This is a genomic window from Oceanithermus profundus DSM 14977, assembly GCF_000183745.1.
GTDB lineage: Bacteria > Deinococcota > Deinococci > Deinococcales > Marinithermaceae > Oceanithermus > Oceanithermus profundus.
The window spans coordinates 24758-40809 of sequence record NC_014761.1 but is presented as its reverse complement, the minus strand read 5'-3'; the positions used below and the strand labels follow the sequence as shown (position 1 = coordinate 40809).

At 68.1% G+C, this 16052-nt stretch carries 16 protein-coding genes; 5 read left to right on the top strand and 11 right to left on the bottom strand.

What is annotated here, in order from left to right:
* Positions 1-23 precede the first annotated feature (23 nt).
* Both OCEPR_RS12940 and OCEPR_RS12080 read right to left on the bottom strand, forming a co-directional pair.
* The gene (locus OCEPR_RS12940; RefSeq protein ID WP_013456681.1) at positions 24-191 is read right to left on the bottom strand and encodes a hypothetical protein; all 168 of its coding nucleotides are present in this window, start codon (positions 189-191) and stop codon (positions 24-26) included.
* 463 nt (positions 192-654) lie between these two features.
* Positions 655-1161 (bottom strand): helix-turn-helix transcriptional regulator, encoded by a 507-nt coding sequence (locus OCEPR_RS12080; protein WP_013456680.1) that lies wholly within the window; start codon positions 1159-1161, stop codon positions 655-657.
* A 98-nt stretch (positions 1162-1259) separates the two neighbouring features.
* Between OCEPR_RS12080 and OCEPR_RS12075 the strand changes: the two genes are divergently transcribed.
* A complete protein-coding gene (locus OCEPR_RS12075; RefSeq protein WP_013456679.1) occupies positions 1260-1835 on the top strand; it encodes a GNAT family N-acetyltransferase in 576 nt (191 codons plus the stop codon).
* A 178-nt stretch (positions 1836-2013) separates the two neighbouring features.
* On the opposite strand, the gene OCEPR_RS00195 is transcribed toward OCEPR_RS12075, so the two are convergent.
* Together OCEPR_RS00195 and OCEPR_RS00190 are read right to left on the bottom strand one after the other, a co-directional pair.
* On the bottom strand, positions 2014-2949 hold the full coding sequence (locus OCEPR_RS00195) for a nucleoside hydrolase (RefSeq protein ID WP_013456678.1): 936 nt from the start codon (positions 2947-2949) through the stop codon (positions 2014-2016).
* A gap of 30 nt (positions 2950-2979) precedes the next feature.
* Positions 2980-4995: a WD40/YVTN/BNR-like repeat-containing protein gene (locus tag OCEPR_RS00190; protein WP_049773438.1), complete on the bottom strand. Its 2016-nt coding sequence runs from the start codon at positions 4993-4995 to the stop codon at positions 2980-2982.
* A gap of 272 nt (positions 4996-5267) precedes the next feature.
* Here OCEPR_RS00190 and OCEPR_RS00185 point away from each other — a divergent pair, with 272 nt between their 5' ends.
* Together OCEPR_RS00185 and OCEPR_RS12695 are read left to right on the top strand one after the other, a co-directional pair.
* Positions 5268-5990, top strand: a complete 723-nt coding sequence (locus OCEPR_RS00185) for a spondin domain-containing protein (protein ID WP_013456676.1) — start codon at positions 5268-5270, stop codon at positions 5988-5990.
* Between the two features lie 58 nt (positions 5991-6048).
* A complete protein-coding gene (locus OCEPR_RS12695) occupies positions 6049-7461 on the top strand; it encodes a hypothetical protein (RefSeq protein WP_013456675.1) in 1413 nt (470 codons plus the stop codon).
* Here OCEPR_RS12695 and OCEPR_RS00180 read toward each other — a convergent pair.
* The 3 genes from OCEPR_RS00180 to OCEPR_RS00170 are packed head-to-tail and all read right to left on the bottom strand — an operon-like array spanning position 7432 to position 10387.
* Entirely contained in the window at positions 7432-8880 is a 1449-nt protein-coding gene (locus tag OCEPR_RS00180) for a sensor histidine kinase (RefSeq protein ID WP_013456674.1), read from the bottom strand. The two genes, OCEPR_RS12695 and OCEPR_RS00180, sit on opposite strands and share 30 nt — an antisense overlap.
* Entirely contained in the window at positions 8877-9569 is a 693-nt protein-coding gene (locus OCEPR_RS00175; RefSeq protein WP_013456673.1) for a response regulator transcription factor, read from the bottom strand. The genes OCEPR_RS00180 and OCEPR_RS00175 overlap by 4 nt, the downstream gene beginning before the upstream one ends.
* 38 nt (positions 9570-9607) lie before the next feature.
* Positions 9608-10387, bottom strand: coding sequence for an alpha/beta fold hydrolase (locus OCEPR_RS00170; RefSeq protein WP_013456672.1), 780 nt, complete (start codon positions 10385-10387; stop codon positions 9608-9610).
* Positions 10388-10464: 77 nt separating this feature from the next.
* Between OCEPR_RS00170 and OCEPR_RS00165 the strand changes: the two genes are divergently transcribed.
* Entirely contained in the window at positions 10465-10824 is a 360-nt protein-coding gene (locus tag OCEPR_RS00165) for an ArsR/SmtB family transcription factor (RefSeq protein WP_013456671.1), read from the top strand.
* Between the two features lie 85 nt (positions 10825-10909).
* Positions 10910-12970, top strand: coding sequence for a heavy metal translocating P-type ATPase (locus OCEPR_RS00160; RefSeq protein WP_013456670.1), 2061 nt, complete (start codon positions 10910-10912; stop codon positions 12968-12970).
* Here OCEPR_RS00160 and OCEPR_RS00155 read toward each other — a convergent pair.
* From OCEPR_RS00155 to OCEPR_RS00145, 4 genes are all read right to left on the bottom strand, one after another.
* A complete protein-coding gene (locus tag OCEPR_RS00155; RefSeq protein WP_013456669.1) occupies positions 12967-13473 on the bottom strand; it encodes an asparaginase domain-containing protein in 507 nt (168 codons plus the stop codon). The genes OCEPR_RS00160 and OCEPR_RS00155 overlap by 4 nt on opposite strands.
* Before the next feature lie 112 nt (positions 13474-13585).
* Positions 13586-14212 (bottom strand): HNH endonuclease, encoded by a 627-nt coding sequence (locus tag OCEPR_RS12440; protein ID WP_083804184.1) that lies wholly within the window; start codon positions 14210-14212, stop codon positions 13586-13588.
* Positions 14213-14309: 97 nt separating this feature from the next.
* On the bottom strand, positions 14310-15359 hold the full coding sequence (locus OCEPR_RS00150) for an inorganic phosphate transporter (RefSeq protein WP_013456668.1): 1050 nt from the start codon (positions 15357-15359) through the stop codon (positions 14310-14312).
* Entirely contained in the window at positions 15359-16012 is a 654-nt protein-coding gene (locus tag OCEPR_RS00145; RefSeq protein ID WP_013456667.1) for a DUF47 domain-containing protein, read from the bottom strand. The genes OCEPR_RS00150 and OCEPR_RS00145 overlap by 1 nt, the downstream gene beginning before the upstream one ends.
* Positions 16013-16052: the final 40 nt, after the last annotated feature.

Sequence of the window (16052 nt, the reverse complement as noted above, 5' to 3'; positions counted from 1 at the left end):
TGCGCGGGCGCAACGGATGTGCTTTAAGGTTGGTGAAGATTTGGCTTCACAAAGCGGTCGTACAATTCTTGCTTTTGGGCGGGCGAGAGCCGCTGAAGGTTTTCCCACCCCTGCTTGACGTTGTCTAAGGCGTGGTTCAGCTGGCGCTGAATCATCTCGGCCACGGAGCCGTCCTTGGAGATGCCGTTCACGTCGAGACTCTTCAGGAAACTTTCAAACTGAGGCAGCGTGCGCTCGGTGAAAAAAGGGGGGGTCCATGTGAATGCGCACGCCGTCCGCACGTACGTCAACCCAGACCCCGGGGGCCACTTCCTTCAGCCTTGCGTCAAGCGCCGACCTCATCGCCATCATTTCTTGTACTTCCTGCTCCACTGCGGCATCATCCAGACGGGCAGGGGTGCTGGAAGGTTGAGCTTTGGAACTCTGACACGAAGCCAGCAGCAGGCTAAGCCCTATTGCCAGAGATACCAGCACCATAGAGGGTCTTGACTTACGCATGCTGCCTCCTTTCGTGTACACATGACCGCATTACAGCTCTAGGCTAGGATGGAAATGGGCAGGATTCCACCCTAAAACCTGGAGCTCCCTCCCAGGTATCTAGAGGTGCATGCTTTTCAAACACATGGAGCCGTGGGTGTGGCCTGGAACGCCTGGTTAAGCTGGTGGGTCATGTCGGATCAACCCGAGGTAGGTCAGCACGAGTTCGTGCTGGCTTTCGGCCCCAAGTTTTTCGCGCAGGGCCTGGTAGTAGGTGTAGACGGTATCGCGTTTGACCCCCAGGCGGCGGGCGATGGCGTCGCTGCAAAGCCCCCGGGCCAGCAGGCGCAGGACCTGGCGCTCGCGGGTGGTGGGGAGGTCGAAGGGGAGGGTGGGGGGCGAACCCACGGGCCGGCCCGCGGCCACGAGGTCCAGCGCGGCGTCAATTTCGGCGAGTGAACCGGGTGTGACCAGCAAACCCACGGGCCGACGTTCGAAGAGGTCCAGCAGGTACAGCGGGTACGGGTTGAAGGTGACCACCAGCGCGGGGGCGGGCAGCGGGTCCAGACCCCACAGAGCGAAGCCTGCGGGCTGGTCCAAGACCAGGTGAACGCGCTCGGGCACGGCGTCCGCGAGGAGGTCGCGCCAGAGGCCGAAGTGGCTCCGTCCGGCGTGCAGGGGCATGGGTTGATTATACTTGTTCTTCTTTGTTTGCAGTACGGAATTTACGCTTTTCGCATTCGATAGAGGATTTTCCCCGCCCCGAAGCGTAGGATGGGGGCATGGCCCAGGAGGTCCGCCGGGCGGAGCCGGGCGAGGTCGGGGCGCTGCGGCGCGTGCTGGTGGCGGCGTTCATGGACGACCCGGTCATGGCCTGGTTCGATCCGGACGCAGGCGCGCGCGAGCGGCGGCTCGCGCGCCTATTCGGCCACGTGCTGGAAAAGCACGGGCCGCGGGGAACGGTCTGGGCGAACGCGGACCGTAGCGCCGCGGCCGTCTGGGTGGCGCCGGGCACGCCGGTGACCGCGGCCGACGTGCGCTTCTACCTGCGGCTCTACAGGGACCGGCCGTTGAAGGGGCTCTTCTGGGCGCTCTTCGTGGAGGGCCGGCGGCCGCGCTTTCCGCACTGGCTGCTCCTCTACCTGGGGGTGTTGCCCGGGCGTCAGGGCCGGGGGCTGGGCAGGGCGCTGCTCGAAGCGGGCCTCGAGCGCGCGGCGGCGGAGGGCCGGCCCGCCTACCTGGTGGCCAGCTCACCCGGATCGCGGCGGCTCTACGAGCGCTGCGGCTTTCGGGTGTTGCGCGAGGTGCGGCTGCCGCGGGGGCCGGGCGTCTGGCCGATGCTGTGGCAGCCCGGCTAAGTCGGGCGGCAACCGCGGGCACGCCCGGCGGCGAACTCCGCCTCCATGACGTCGGGAACGGCGACGGGAACCGTGCACACACGAGAGCGCGCCCTATCAAAAGCTCCTTGCCGGCAAAACGCTCACGCTATGAGCGAACTGCGCTCACGCCGTGAGCGATTTGACAGGTTCGGCGGCCTCAGCCGGCGAGCGCGCGGTGGAAGAGCGCCCGCACCCCTTCGCGGTCCAGCCCCGTGACCACGCGCACGTTGGGCGGCTCGGCGCTCCGGCCGTGGTCGAGGACGAGCTGCCCGCGGGTGTGGGCGCCGCAGGTCTCCACCCAGCCGCGGTGGCGTTCGACCGACGTGACCAGGCCGGGCTCGAGCGCCGCCGCCATGGCCAGCGGGTCGGGGATGAGCAGCCCCGGAAGCCCCCTTTTCTCCAGGAAGCCGCGGGTGGTGCGGGTGACGGCGGCGTAGAAGCGGGCCCGGGGCGTGTCCAGCGCCGCCAGCGCCTCGTGCTCGGCCCAGAGGATGGGGTGGGCCAGGGTGGTTTCCCAGGTCACCAGCGTGAGCTCTTCGAAGGCCTGGACCGCCATCTGGGCCGCCTCGGGGTCGTAGTAGAAGTTGAACTCGGCGGCCCAGTGGGGGGTGTTGCCGCGGGCGGTGTGGGCCCCGCCCATGACCACCAGGCGCCGGAGCAGGCGGGGCAGCTCGGGCTCGAGCCGCAGCGCCAGCGCCAGGTTGGTGAGCGGCCCCAGCGCCACCAGGGTGAGCTCGCCCGGGCGCTCGCGGGCGCGGCGCGCGATCGCCACCGCGGCCGGCTCGGGCTCGGGGCGCACCCGGGCGCGGCGATTTGGGTAGTCGCCCAGGCCGTCTTTGCCGTGGAACTCGGTGGCGTGCACGCGCTCCCCGGGCAGCAGGGGCTCGCGCGCCCCGGGGAAGACGGGCACCCCCTCGGCCCCCATCACGTGGAGCACCTCGAAGACGTTGGGGACCACGTGCTCAAGCGGCACGTTGCCGCCCACCGCGGTCACGGCCACCACCTCGGCGCCCGGGTGGGCCAGGGCCAGCATCAGCGCCAGGGCGTCGTCCACCCCGGCGTCGGTGTCGACGATCAGCGGCTCGGGGCGCATCGCCTCATTCTAGCCGCACCGCCCGCGGCCCTAGGGCGAGGTCAGGATCACCCCGCCCCGCCCCACCGCGGCGAAGGCGCCCGGGCGGTAGGCCGCGGCGTAGAGCCACTCGTCCGTGGGCCGTTCCGCGGCGGTCCAGTTCGCGCCCTCGGGCGAGGTGTACACCGCCCCCTCGCTGCCGACGGCGACGAAGCCGCCGGCACCGTAGGCCAGGCCGTAGAAGGAGGCGTCCGCGCCCATGTCGCGCAGCGTCCAGGTTTCGCCGTCGGGCGAGGTGAGCACGGTGCCCGCGTCGCCCACGGCCACGAAGCGGCCGTCGCCGTAAGCGACGGCGTTGAGGTCGCGGTAGGTGCCGGTCGCGTGCGCGGTCCAGGTGATGCCGTCGGGGGAGGAGATCAGGGTGCCGGCCTGACCCACCGCCACGAAGCGGCCCGCAGCGAAGGCGACGTCCTGGAGCCAGTTGTAGGTGCCGGCGTCCCGCTTGCTCCAGGTTTCGCCGGCGGGCGAGGTGAGGACGCGGCCCGCATACCCCACGGCCACGAAGAGGTCGTTGCCGTAGGCCACGGCGGAGAGGTCGTCGTAGGTCCCGGAGCGCCGCGCCGTCCAGCTCGCGCCGTCGGGCGAGACGAGGACCGTGCCGCTCGAGCCCACGGCCACGTAGGTTTCGGGGCCGCGGACGACGCCGTAGAGGGAGTACCCCGAAGGCGAGGCGCGCTCGCCCCAGACCGCGCCGTCCGCGGAGGCCACCACGGTCCCGCCGTACCCCACGGCGAGGAAGCCCCCGCCGTCGGCGATGACGGCGTTGAGGGTGTCGCGGGTGCCCTGCGGCCGACGCGCCCAGGCGCCGGCGTCGGAGGAGGTGAAGACCGCGCCCCCCTCGCCCACGGCCACGTAGACGCCTCCGCCGTAGGCCACGCCGGCCAGCGCGTGGTAGGTGCCGGTGCGGTGGAGGTTCCAGCTCGCGCCGTCGCGGGAGTCAAGGACGACCCCGCCGTCGCCCACGACGACGTACCGCCCCCCGCCAAAGGCGGCCGCGGAGAGGTTGTAACCCGTGCCCGCGTCGCGCGCCGTCCAGGTTTCGCCGTCGGGCGAGGTGAGGAGGGCGCCGCGGAAACCGGCGGCCACGAAGCCTTCGTCGCCGTAGGCCACCGCGTCGAGAGGAACGCCGGTGCCCGCGTCCTGGGTGGTCCAGACGGCTCCGTCGGCGGAGGTGAGCACGGCCCCGCCGGACCCCACCGCCACGAAGACGCCGTTGCCGTAGGCGACGGAACGGAGTTCCTGGTCCGTACCGGAGACCCGGCGCTCCCAGGCCGCGCCGTCCGCGGAGGTGAAGGCCGCGCCGCCCTCACCCACGGCCACGAAGACGTCCCCACCGTAAGCGACGCCCCGCAGGTTGCGCGACGTCCCCGAGGTGCGGACGCTCCAGGCCGCGCCGTCCGCGGAGGTGAGCACGGCGCCGCCGTCGCCCACGGCCACGAAGCGTCCGCCGCCGTAGGCGACGGCGTTCAGTCGGGGGTAACCCGCGGCCGGGTGCGGCGTCCAGCTCGCGCCGTCGGGCGAGGTGAGGAGGGCGCCGCTCGCCCCCACGGCCACGAAGCGATCGGCTCCGTAGGCTGCGGCGAGCAGCGCCACCGAGCGCGGCGTCCAGCGCACCCCCGTGCCGCTTTCGACGGTCACGGCCAGCGCCGTCGCGGCCGAGGCCGTTGCGGCCCGTCCCCGCAACCGCAGGTCGAGTGCGCCGGGCGGAACCGTGAGGCCGGCGGCGAGGTCGAGGGTCAACCGCGCGGGCCCGCCGCCAACCTCGACGCGGCTCGGGGACAGGTGGAGGCCCGCCGGCGCGGCGGCGCCGTCCGCGGTTTCCAGGCGCAGCTCCACCGCTCCGGTGAAGCCGTCGTGCGGGGTTACCGTCAGGGTCAACCCGGCGCCGGCACCGCCGGGCTCCACGGTGAGCCGGTCGGGATCGAGCGCGAGCGTGAAGCCCGGCTCGGGCGGGGGCGCGACCTCCCCGCGGCAGGCGGTCAGAACCGCCGCGGCGAGTAAAAGCAAGCCTGCGGTACGCATCCCATGGGCAAGTGTCTTCATTGGCGTCCTTTCCTGGGCTTTACGGATTCCTGCTCCTGGTCGGCTCGTTCCGGAGATGGTATAGTCTCTCTCGTAACCGTTTCATATAAAGCCCACGGGAGTATACCCCATCCGTCGGTGCCGCCGTGTCGTCTGGGCGACACGGGGCCGTGACCCCTCCGTGATGGTTGCGGGACGGTTCCGTGAGGGGGCCCGTCTAGCCTGCGGGGGAGCTGGACGCTCGAAAGGAGAACGCGATGAAACGAGCATGGACGATGGGACTGGCGGCGCTGACCCTGGCCGCGGCGGCGCAGATGTCGGGGGACAAGGACAAGATGGGTTCGGACGCGATGATGGGCAGCTACGCCTTCGAGGTGCGCGTCGAGAACGTGAGCACCCCGACGACGTTGATGACGATGAAGGGCGGCGTGGCCGTGCCCCTGGCCCCGGGCGTGTGGGCGGTGCACGAGGGCGCAAACCCCCTCTTTACGCCGGGCGAGGCGGCGGGGCTGGGGCTCGAACGGCTCGCCGAGGACGGCGACCCCGCGGCGCTGGCCGCGGAGCTGGCGATGAAGCCGGGGGTGGCTTCGGCGGGCGTCTTCGCCGTGCCCGCGGGCAAGGACGCGCCCGCCCCCATCTTCCCGGGCGAGGCCTACACCTTCCGCATCACCGCCGCCCCGGGGGCGCGGCTCTCGCTGGCGACGATGTTCGTGCAGTCGAACGACTGGTTCTACGCGCCGGGGCCCGAGGGCATCGAACTCTTCCCCATGAACCACCCGCTCGAGGGCGAGGTGACGATGTACTTCAAGCTCTGGGACGCCGGTACCGAGGTGAACGAGCCCGCCGGCGAGGGGCCCAACCAGGCCCCGCGGCAGATGGGCAAGAACTACGGGGCCGACGAGGGCGGCGTGGTCCACGACGTGATGGGCGTCGAGCTCACGGGGCCGGTGATCAAGGTGACGGTCGCGCCGGTGAAGTAGAACTCTATATCCGGACTACCGCACGGTCCTAACAAGGCCGTGTGGTAGAATATTTCCTATGATGAATCCTCTAGGCTTTTTGAGGTTCTTTCGCTCCGAAATTTTATATGTTTATCTTGGTCGACCGGATAAATATAGCATTGAGTTTGGGTTGCACGGTGGCCATATTAAGTCGACTGAGAGCGCACCTCCAGAAAACCTCATTAACTTACGCTTCGCTTTTCGAGAGCTCCCTGACGGAGAACTAGCCATTGCGGCATATAAGCCTGATCTTATGAAGAATACGGCTGCGTCAGAACAATCGAAGTGGGACTGCTTCGAACTAGACCCGTCTGAATTTCAAGACAGCCCAGACCCTAAATTTGAAGAGTGGGTTTCTGTCTACTTGAAAGGAGACTGGGCAAAAGAAACGCCTCCTTTGCAGCAGCTAATTAAACAGGTTGAGTGGGCCAATGCGCTGTCTCAAGTACATGCGGGTTGCGGAATTTTCTCTATTCGACATACCGAGTTAGTATCCCTTCGGTTTCCATTTGTGAATCACACGCACGCCTATGAGGATGCACACAGAGAGCTTTATCGATATATTAACGACGCATTAGATGTGGAATGCATTAATAAGTTAGGCAGCATTCTAAAAAGAAAATCATCTAATAGCAAGAAAGGTTATAAGGCTCTGAAAGCAGCGTTTCCAGAGGCTACATATTTACAAGAAATCCTTGGACACATTAGTAAGTATCGAGGAAAGAGCGTTCATAAGGTGCGTGAAAGCGCGGTCAGATGCGAGGCTTATGAAACGTTTGTCTACGATCTAGAGCGGCTTGCCAAGAGTGTGGAGCATCTCGTTTATATATTAGAATATAATTTTTACACTGGAAAAGAAAAAGCCTTAGCGCTTGCCAGTTTGCCTACATACTCTGACACCCCCGTTGATAAACCAGAGAATACGAATTTATCGAAATACCTCCATCAGGAAATCAGTGGTGTTGAGGTCTGCGAAATCAAGAAAAGTGGAGAAGTCTCAAGAGACGCCCTGCGGATTCGATTCAACAGCGGCTCGCAAATTGCAATCACTTTTCATGCGGACGGAATAACCTTCATTAGCAAGAAAACGCCAGCCGCATCCGACATGAGTGTGAGTTTCTCGATTATTGACCATGACGCTATTAAGCAACTCAAATTGGAGTGCAGCGAGGATCTAACAAAGCTTTATATACATCAAGGAGTCATACAAAAACTTGTAGGCCGTCAGCTTGTTGGCTTCCGTATCCATGCCGTAACCGAAGATAGCGCATACTTGCCGCAGCGCCAGCTGTTATTCTTGGACCTTGAAGACGGTAGCAGTGTTGTTGTTGAGCCAACATGGAACCTAGGCGACAAGGTAGAAGATGGTTTGGTTCATCTAGTGGGTGAAGACACGATGCCCGAAAGTATTCACCTACAGCTAGGGCTGGTATATATCCCGCCCTGGTAAGGGTAGCTTGATCTCAAAGCGGCTGCCCGCGCCCGGGGCGCTCTCCACCTCGACGCGGCCGCCGTGCAGGCGCAACGCCTGCTGGGCGATGGCGAGGCCCAGTCCGGAGCCGCCGTCGCGCCGCTGGAAGGTCCGTTCGAAGAGGTGGGGCAGGTCCTCGGGGGCGATGCCGGAGCCGGTGTCGGCCACCGCGACCCGCGCCTCGCCCTCCGCCTCGGCCAGGCGCACCGTTACCCGGCCGCCCTCGGGCGTGTGCTCCAGCGCGTTGACCAGCACGTTGACGAGCGCCCGCTCCAAGAGCCCCGCGTCGCCCTGCACCACGAGCGGCCCCGGCGGCGGGGCCAGCTCGAGCGCCACCCCACGGGCCTCGAAACGCGGGCGCAGCTCGAGCACCACGTCCTGCACCAGCTCGGCGAGCGCCAGCGGCTCGGGGGCGAAGGGCCAGGCCCCCGACTCGAGCCGCGCCAGGGTGAAGAGGTCGTCGGTCATCCGCGCCAGCCGCGCCGCCTGGGCCCGCGCCGCGGCCAGGTAGCGGGCGCGCTCGGCGGCGCTCAGGCGCTCCCCCGCCTGCTCCAGCGTCTCCAGGTAGCCCGAAAGCACCGCCAGCGGGGTGCGCAGGTCGTGCGAAACCCCGGCCACCAGCTCGCGCCGGTGGCGGTCGGCCTCGCGCTCGGAGGCGAGGAGCGCCCGCACCCGGGCGGCCAGCTCGGCGAAGCGGGCGTGCAGGCGGTCGATCTCGTCGCGCTCGCCCGCGGGCGGGTCGGGCGGGCCGGCCTCGGCCGCGGGGTCGAAGCGCTCCATCGCCGCCTCCAGGGCGGTGAGCCGCCGCGTCAGCCCCCAGGCGGTGCCCGCGGCCACGAGCGCCGCCAGCAGCACCAGCCCCAGCCCCGCCCACAGCGCCAGCCGCAGCACGGTGCTGCCGGCCACGGCCTCGGCCACCGAGTCGAGGGCCAGGTCGGAGAGGAGGACGTAGATCCAACCGCCCCCGGGCACCGGCGCGGCCGAGAAGACCTGGCGGCCCCGCGGCCGCTTGGGGTCGTCGCCCAGCAGCGGCCCCCGCACCTCGCCGCGCACGAAGCGCTCGAGCGGGCGCAGGTCCACCCGCTTGCGCACCAGGGCGTCCATGGGGGGCGAGGCCCCGACGATGCGGCCCTCCGCGTCGAGCAGGTAGACCTCGACGCCGGGGTTGGTCATGGCCAGCTCGGCGGCCAGCGCGTCGAGCGCCCCGGCCCGTTCGCCGCCGACCATCAGGTCCGGACTCTTGTGGAGCAGGTTGGCGGCCAGGTCGCGGTACTGGTTCTGGGCGATCTCCTGGTGGTAGCGGCGCGCGGCGTCGAGCGCCCCCCAGACGAAGAGGGCCCCCAGCGGCAGCACCAGCAGCGAGAACGCCAGCGCCAGCCGCGCGGCCAGGCGCCTCACGCCTCCCCGCCCCCGAAGCGGTAGCCCACGCCCCAGACGGTCTCGACGTAGACGGGGCGTTTGGCGTCGGGTTCGATCTTGGCGCGCAGGCGGTTGATGTGCGAGTTGACGGTGTGCTCGTACCCCGAAAATCCCGCGCCCCAGACGCGCTCGAGCAGCTCGGCGCGGGTGTAGACGCGCCCGGGGTGGCGCGCCAGCTCGTAGAGCAGGTCGAACTCGCGGGCGGTCAGGTTCACCGTCCGCCCGTCCACCCGTACCCGCCGGGCGGCGGGGTCGATCTCGAGCGCGCCGAAGACGAGCGGGCCCGCGGGCTTCGGCTCGGGCCCGACGCCGCGCCGCAACAGCGCCCGCACCCGCGCCTCCAGCTCGCGCAGCGAGAAGGGCTTGGTCAGGTAGTCGTCCGCGCCCAGCTCGAGCCCCAGCACCCGGTCCACCTCCTCGGCGCGGGCGGTGAGCATCAGCACCCGCGGGTAGCCGGGCCGGCGGCGCAGGCGCTCGACGATCTCGAAGCCGCTCACCCCCGGCAGCATCACGTCGAGGACGAGCAGGTCGTGCCCGCCCTCGAGCGCCTCCGCAAGCCCCGCCTCGCCGTCGTGCACGACGCGCACGGCGTGGCCGGCGCGCTCCAGCTGCGCGGCGGCGAGGGCGGCGATCTCGCGGTCGTCTTCGACGATCAGGATCCGCGCCATGCCTCAGTATGGCGCAAGGGGTTCACGAAACCCTCCCGTCAGGCCGCGGCCCAGAACGCGCGCAGCCGCTCCACGAAACGGTCGGGATCGACGAGGTGGGGGTAGTGCCCGTACTCGGGCCAGACCTCGACGGCCGCGCCGGGAATGCGCGCCGCGAGCCAGTCCACGTAGGCCGGCCCCGGGTCGATGCCGTGGAGCGCCAGGTAGGGCGTCCGGTACCCTTCAAGCAGCTCGTTCACCAGCACCGCCAGGTCGTCCTCCGAGAGGACCCAGACGTCGTGCCAGATGCCCAGCACGGCCTCCTGGAGCGGCCGCCGCAGCGCCCGCAGACGGGTGCGCTCGGCGGGGTCCAGGCGTTCGCCCTCGAGCTGGCCCATCAGCTGCTCCATCACCGGCCCGAAGGTCGCGGGGTCCTCCAGAGGCGCCCGCAGCGGTTCGAGCATGGCCTTGAACCCGGCGAGCGCCAGCGGCTGGTCCACGTTCGCCACCGAACGCACCGGGTAGGCGTTTGCGAGCGCCGAGGCGACCAGGCCCCCCAGCGAGTGCCCCACCACGTCGGGCCGCTCGATCCCCGCGGCCTCGATGACCGCGATCACGTCGGCGACCATCGCCGCCAGCCCGTAGCCGTCCGCGCGCCCCGAGGCCCCGTGGCCGCGCAGGTCGAGGCGCACCACGGTGCGCTCTCCGGTCAGGCGCCGCGCCACCGGGTCCCAGACCCGCAGGTTTTCGGTGATCCCGTGCACCAGGACGACCGCCGGTCCCGAGCCTTCGGCGGTCCAGGCGATACGGGTGCCGTCCGCACTCGTCGCATGGTTCATCTTTCCCTCCTTGCTTGTTCAATGTACCACGGCTATATGTCCCTGCCGGAAAGGGCACCTTCGGCTAGAATGAAGGCGTGGCTCGAGACGACGTCGCCGTCTGCACCACGTTGACGCTGCATCCCGAGGCGCTCGAGCGCGCGCGGGCCGCCCTCCCCGACGCCGACACGATCGCGCGGGCCTCGGTGCTGCTCAAGGCCCTGGCCGACCCCACGCGGATGCGCATCCTGCTGGCCATGAAGCAGGGGGAGCTGTGCGTCTGCGACCTCTCGCACCTGCTGGGCATGAGCCAGAGCGCGATCAGCCACCAGCTGCGCGTGCTTCGCGACAACCGGCTGGTGAGCTGGCGGCGCGAGGGGCGCCAGGTCTTCTACCGGCTCGCCGACCGGCACGTCGAGGAGATCCTGGAAGACGCGCTCGAGCACGCCGGAGAGTAGCGGCGCGCCGCGCTCCTTCGCGGGCGCCGCCCCGGTGGGAGAGGCAATACTTGAACGACTGCTCATATTAGCATAAGATGGACCCATGAACGCCCCCGTACGTGAACTCACCTTCGACGTCGAAGGTTTGGACTGCGCCGACTGCGCGGTCAAGATCGAAAAGGCGGTCCGCAAGCTGCCGGGCGCCAAGGAAGTGGTCGTGGCCTACGGCAGCGGCAAGCTCTTCGTCAAGCTGGACGCCCAGGCCCGTCCTGAGGCGGTGGCCCGGGCGGTGGAGCCGCTGGGCTACAAGGTGCGCCCCGAGCGCGAGCCGGCCGGCGAGGCGCCCTGGTGGCAGAACCCCAAGGTGAAGATGCTGGGCGTGAGCGCGGGCTTCATCGTGCTGGCGCTCGTCAGTCAGCTGCTCTGGCCCGCCGCGGCCCGCTGGGTCTGGAGCGCGGGCGCCCTGGTCAGCGTGGCCCCGCTGGCGCGCAAGGCCTGGGCGGTGCTGAAAAGCGGCGGTGGCCTCGACATCAACGCCCTAGTCTCGATCGCGGTCGTGGGCGCGATCCTCATCGACGCCGCCCCCGAGGCGCTCGTCGTCGTCTTCCTCTTCCTGATCGGCGAGGTGCTCGAGGGCCTGGCGGCCTCGCGCGCCCGCGGCACCCTGCGCGAACTGGCCAAGCTGGCCCCCACCAAGGCGCGGCGGCTCGAAGCGGACGGCCGCGTGCGCGAGGTGCCGGTGGAGCTCCTGGCGGTGGGCGAACGGGTCCAGGTGCCCGCCGGGGAACGCATCCCCGCCGACGCCGTGGTCCTGGAGGGCGCGGGGGCGGTGGACGAGTCGATGCTCACCGGCGAGTCCGCGCCCGTGCCCAAGCGTGCGGGCGACCCCATCTACGCGGGCACCGTGCTGCTCGAGGGGCAGCTGGTGGCGCGGGTGACCGCGCCGGTCGCGGACAGCGCGCTGGCGCAGATCCAGAAGCTGGTCGAGCGCGCCGACGCGATGAAGAGCCCCACGACGCGCGTCATCGACCGCTTCGCCCGTTACTACACCCCGCTCGTGGTGGTCGCGGCGGCGCTCGCGGCCACGGTACCGCCGCTGCTCTTCGGCCAGCCCTTCGAGGTCTGGATCTACCGCGGGCTCGCCCTGCTGCTCATCGGCTGCCCCTGCGCCCTGGTGCTCTCGGCGCCGGCGGCCGTCACCTCGGCGCTGGCGCGCTCGGGGCGGATGGGCGTCCTCGTCAAGGGGGGCGACGTGCTCGAGACCGCCGGACGCCTGCGCGCCCTCGCCTTCGACAAGACGGGCACGCTCACCGAAGGGCGGCCGCGGCTCGTGCGGGTCTGGGGCATGGACGAGCGCGAGGTCCTGCCGCTGGTGGCGGCGCTCGAGCGCTCGAGCGCCCACCCCATCGCCGAAGCCGTCCTCGCGCGCGCCGAGGAACTGGAAGTCCCGGTGCCCGAGGCCGAAGACCTGGACGCCCTGCCCGGCGCCTGGGTGAAGGGTCGGGTGGCGGGCCGCGAGGTCTGGGTGGGCAGCCCCGCCGCCGCGGGCGGCCTGCCCGCGGGCGTGAGCGAGAACGGCGAGACCGCGAGCGTGGTCAAGCTCGACGGGCGTACGGTGGCCGTCCTCTTCTTCGAAGACGCCCCGCGGCCCGAGGCGGCCGAGGCGCTCGAGCGGGTGCGGGCCCTGGGCATCGAGACCGTCATCCTCTCCGGCGACCGCGAGCCGGCGGTGCGCCGCCTCGCCGAGCAGCTGGGCGGGGTCCGTTACCACGCCGAGCTGCGCCCGGAGGACAAGCTCGAGGCCCTCGCCGAGCTCCCCCACCCGGTGGGCATGGTCGGCGACGGCGTGAACGACGCCCCCACCCTGGCCGCCGCCGACCTAGGCGTGGCCATGGGCAGCGGCACCCAGGTGGCGCTCGAGGCCGCGGGCGTGGCCCTGGTCGAGCCCAACCTACTGCGGCTCGCCCACTTCCTGAACCTCGCCCGCGCCGCGCTCGGCAACATCTACACCAACGTCGCCGTGGCCCTGGGCCTCAAAGCGGTCTTCCTGGTCACCACCCTGCTCGGCTACACCGGGCTCTGGCTCGCGGTCATGGCCGACACCGGCGCGACCCTGCTCGTCACCGCCAACGCGCTCCGGCTCTTGGCCTGGCGGCCCCGCTAGGGGGCGGCCTCGAACCGCAGCCGTTCGCGGTTCTTGCGCACGCGCTCGGCCCCGAAGACCTGGCCGTTCATGGCGATGTAGACCCCCGGGGGCAGCAGCTGCACCGCGGCGACCGCGTAGCCGATGTTGAACTCGGCGTCCGAGCCCAAAAAGCGCGCCGGCTGCATCGCCCCCACGAGCACGATCGTCTTGTCGGGCACGCCCACGAGCGCCCGGGCCGTCTCCACCATCGTGTCGGTGCCGTGGGTGATGAGCACCCGCCGCGCCGGAGCGGCCGCCACCGCCTCACGAATGCGCGCGCGGTCGGCGTCGGTCATCTGCAGGCTGTCCTTCTTGAAGAGGGCCTCGATCGCGTAGGGGAAGTTGACCCGCGCCTCCTCCAGCAGCTTGCCGATCTGCGGGTCGCCCACGGTGTAGTCGTCCTTGGCGTCGTAGTAGACCTTGTCGATCGTGCCGCCGGTGGTGAAGACCTGCACGAACTCGGGTTCGGGGGTCGGGTTCACGGGGTCAGGATACCCGAACTAACTTGCAGAGGTGATGGCGCGTCCGCTTTGGCCTCTCTCGAGAGCCTGGAAAGGTGATCAGGTTATTTTGCGTTCGGGATGCAAGAGAGCGTTATATTTCCTCACGCGCAGCCGGATGGCAAATAACGTTATTATGATAACTAATGTATTCTTGGTTTATTCTGTGCTTGTATGTCAGTAAATCTCTTACATGTATTTGTAAAGCGCCATAGTCCAGTTGTACGTGGTGATTTGGACAAACAATAATAATATTATCTTCTATGTCGGGACCACTGTGTGGCTCCCCAAGCGGGCGCAGGTGGTGGGCTTCGCAGTAGTACCTATCTTGTAATCGTATCCGCAAGCCGCAAATTTGACATTGGTATTCATACAGACTTTTTAGACGAGCGATTATTGCTGTGTCACGTTTAATACGATGAATAGTGGCTGGAGCTCGTGGTGGAGCTTTATAATCAACACTGATGTCGGCGGGGGGCAGATCTTCTAGGAAAACCAAATGATACGTTCCTTTGTTGTCTAAAAAAATTATTTTTCCATCATCGCGCAAATCTTGCAAGGTCCTGTTCAGAGTCTGCTCTGGTGTTTTCCCACGAGATCCAGTGTGGATTACTATGGTCATCAGTTCTTCTTCAATGATTGTTTGGCGCTTTAAAACTGTTGTGAGATGCCTTCTCGAAAGGCGACGTAGCGCTTTTAAAACTGCCTCTTTCCATGTCATAGTTCAAGATTAAATCACATGACAAGAATAAACCTCGTCTGATTCACAGAGAGACGTGCAACCGCCAAGAGCTAAAGGATCTTTGGCTGCTTTGGCCTCAAGGCCGCACCGGCAGGTTGAAGACGTTCTGCAGCACGAACATCCCCACCACCGAGATGATCGCCGCCACCGTAGGGGTGAGGAGCCAGCCGATGGCGATGTTGCGCACCACGTCCCAGCGGACGCGCTCGCCGGGGGTGATCAGCCCCAGCCCGATCACCGCCCCCACGACCGCCTGGGAACTCGAGACCGGCACCAGCGGCAGCGCCGGAAGCCCGTGCTGGATCAGCCAGGAAGCCAGCGACTGCGAGGCGAAGAGGAAGAGCACCAGCGACTGCGCCAGCACCACCACCAGCGCCGCCACCGGGGTGAGGCGCACGATGTCCTGCCCCACGGTCAGCATCACCCGTTCGGAGTAGGTGTAGATGCCCACGGCGATGGCGAGGCCGCCGATCAGGAAGAGCTGCTGCGCCGAGGTGAGCACGATCGGGCCCAGCTGCAGATCGCGAAAGGGGGCGACCCCCACGAAGACCCCCATGACGTTGGCGATGTTGTTGGCCCCCAGGCTGTAGGCCCCGAAGGCGCCCACCAGGATCAGCCCCGCGCGGGTGTAGTGGTCGAGCCGCAGCAGGTGGATCTTGGTGCGGCGCAGCACCGCGCGCGTCAGCATGAAGAGCAGCGCCGCCATGATCCCGGCCATGATCGGCGAGGCCACCCAGGCGAAGGCGAACTTGGAGACGACCGCGGGGTCGGTGGGCCGGCCCATGAAGAGGTTCCAGCCGATGATGCCGCCGACGATCGCCTGGCTGGTGGAGACGGGCAGCCCCCGCTGGGTCATCAGGTAGACGCTCAGCGCGGCCGCCAGCGCCGCCATGAACGCCCCCGGCAGGGTGTTGATCGCCCCCAGCTTGCCCAGGGTGTGCGAGGCCCCCGCACCGCTGATCACCGCCCCCAGGATGACGAAGACGCTGGCGATGAGGGCGGCGGTCGCGAAGCGCACCATGCGGGTGCCCACGGCGGTGCCGAAGATGTTGGCCGCGTCGTTGGCCCCGAGCGACCAGCCCAGGAAGAGGCCGCTCGACAGGTAGGCGAAGAGGCCCGGGTTCATCAGACCATCCGCTTGATCGTCAGGATCGAGAGCTTGTCGCCGATGTCCTCGGCGGTGTCGGCGATGCTGTCGAGGCGGTCGAGGAAGGAGGTCAGGTGCATCTTGTGGGCCAGGTCGAGGTCGCTCTCGAAGATCTGCCGCCCTACGCGGGTGGTGATCTTGTCGGCCTCGGACTCGTAGAACTGCACCTTCTTGACGTGGTCGCGCACGGCGCTGAGGTCGCGGAAGAAGGCGCGCGCGGCGGTGACCATCTCCTCGGCGGTCTGCTGCACCATCCGCGCCAGTTCGGCGAAGTCGGCCCGGTAGGCCGCGGCGATGACGGGCCGCTGGATGTAGAAGCTGTAGACCGCCGCCTCGTAGTGGTTGGTCACCTCGTCCACCTGCTCGATGAGCGAGAGCACGTCCTCGCGCAGCTCGGGGATGAGGGTGTGGGTGGTCATCTGGGTCTCGATCTCGCGCCGCAGGTCGTCGGCCTCCTCCTCCACCTCGGTGACGCGCCGCACCAGGTCGCCGTACTCTTCCGAGACGCCGCGGTCGAGGTAGATCTCCATCGCCCGGCCGAAGACCAGACCGGCCTCCTGCACCTTGTCGAAGTAGAGGTCGATCTGGGCCTCCAGGCCGCGGGTGCCGCCGAAGAGCGAGGGTAGTTTCATGGTGAGCCCATTATAGGCAGAGCGCCCGGGGACGCGTCTC

Bases quoted from the DNA above. Each gene is read 5' to 3' on its own strand.
- OCEPR_RS12695 (WP_013456675.1), top strand. From the start codon at position 6,049: ATGATGAATCCTCTAGGCTTTTTGAGGTTCTTTCGCTCCGAAATTTTA.
- OCEPR_RS12080 (WP_013456680.1), bottom strand. From the start codon at position 1,161: ATGCCCCTGCACGCCGGACGGAGCCACTTCGGCCTCTGGCGCGACCTC.
- OCEPR_RS00145 (WP_013456667.1), bottom strand. From the start codon at position 16,012: ATGAAACTACCCTCGCTCTTCGGCGGCACCCGCGGCCTGGAGGCCCAG.
- OCEPR_RS00170 (WP_013456672.1), bottom strand. From the start codon at position 10,387: ATGAACCATGCGACGAGTGCGGACGGCACCCGTATCGCCTGGACCGCC.
- OCEPR_RS00195 (WP_013456678.1), bottom strand. From the start codon at position 2,949: ATGCGCCCCGAGCCGCTGATCGTCGACACCGACGCCGGGGTGGACGAC.
- OCEPR_RS00185 (WP_013456676.1), top strand. From the start codon at position 5,268: ATGAAACGAGCATGGACGATGGGACTGGCGGCGCTGACCCTGGCCGCG.
- OCEPR_RS00175 (WP_013456673.1), bottom strand. From the start codon at position 9,569: ATGGCGCGGATCCTGATCGTCGAAGACGACCGCGAGATCGCCGCCCTC.
- OCEPR_RS12440 (WP_083804184.1), bottom strand. From the start codon at position 14,212: ATGACATGGAAAGAGGCAGTTTTAAAAGCGCTACGTCGCCTTTCGAGA.
- OCEPR_RS00160 (WP_013456670.1), top strand. From the start codon at position 10,910: ATGAACGCCCCCGTACGTGAACTCACCTTCGACGTCGAAGGTTTGGAC.
- OCEPR_RS12075 (WP_013456679.1), top strand. From the start codon at position 1,260: ATGGCCCAGGAGGTCCGCCGGGCGGAGCCGGGCGAGGTCGGGGCGCTG.
- OCEPR_RS00150 (WP_013456668.1), bottom strand. From the start codon at position 15,359: ATGAACCCGGGCCTCTTCGCCTACCTGTCGAGCGGCCTCTTCCTGGGC.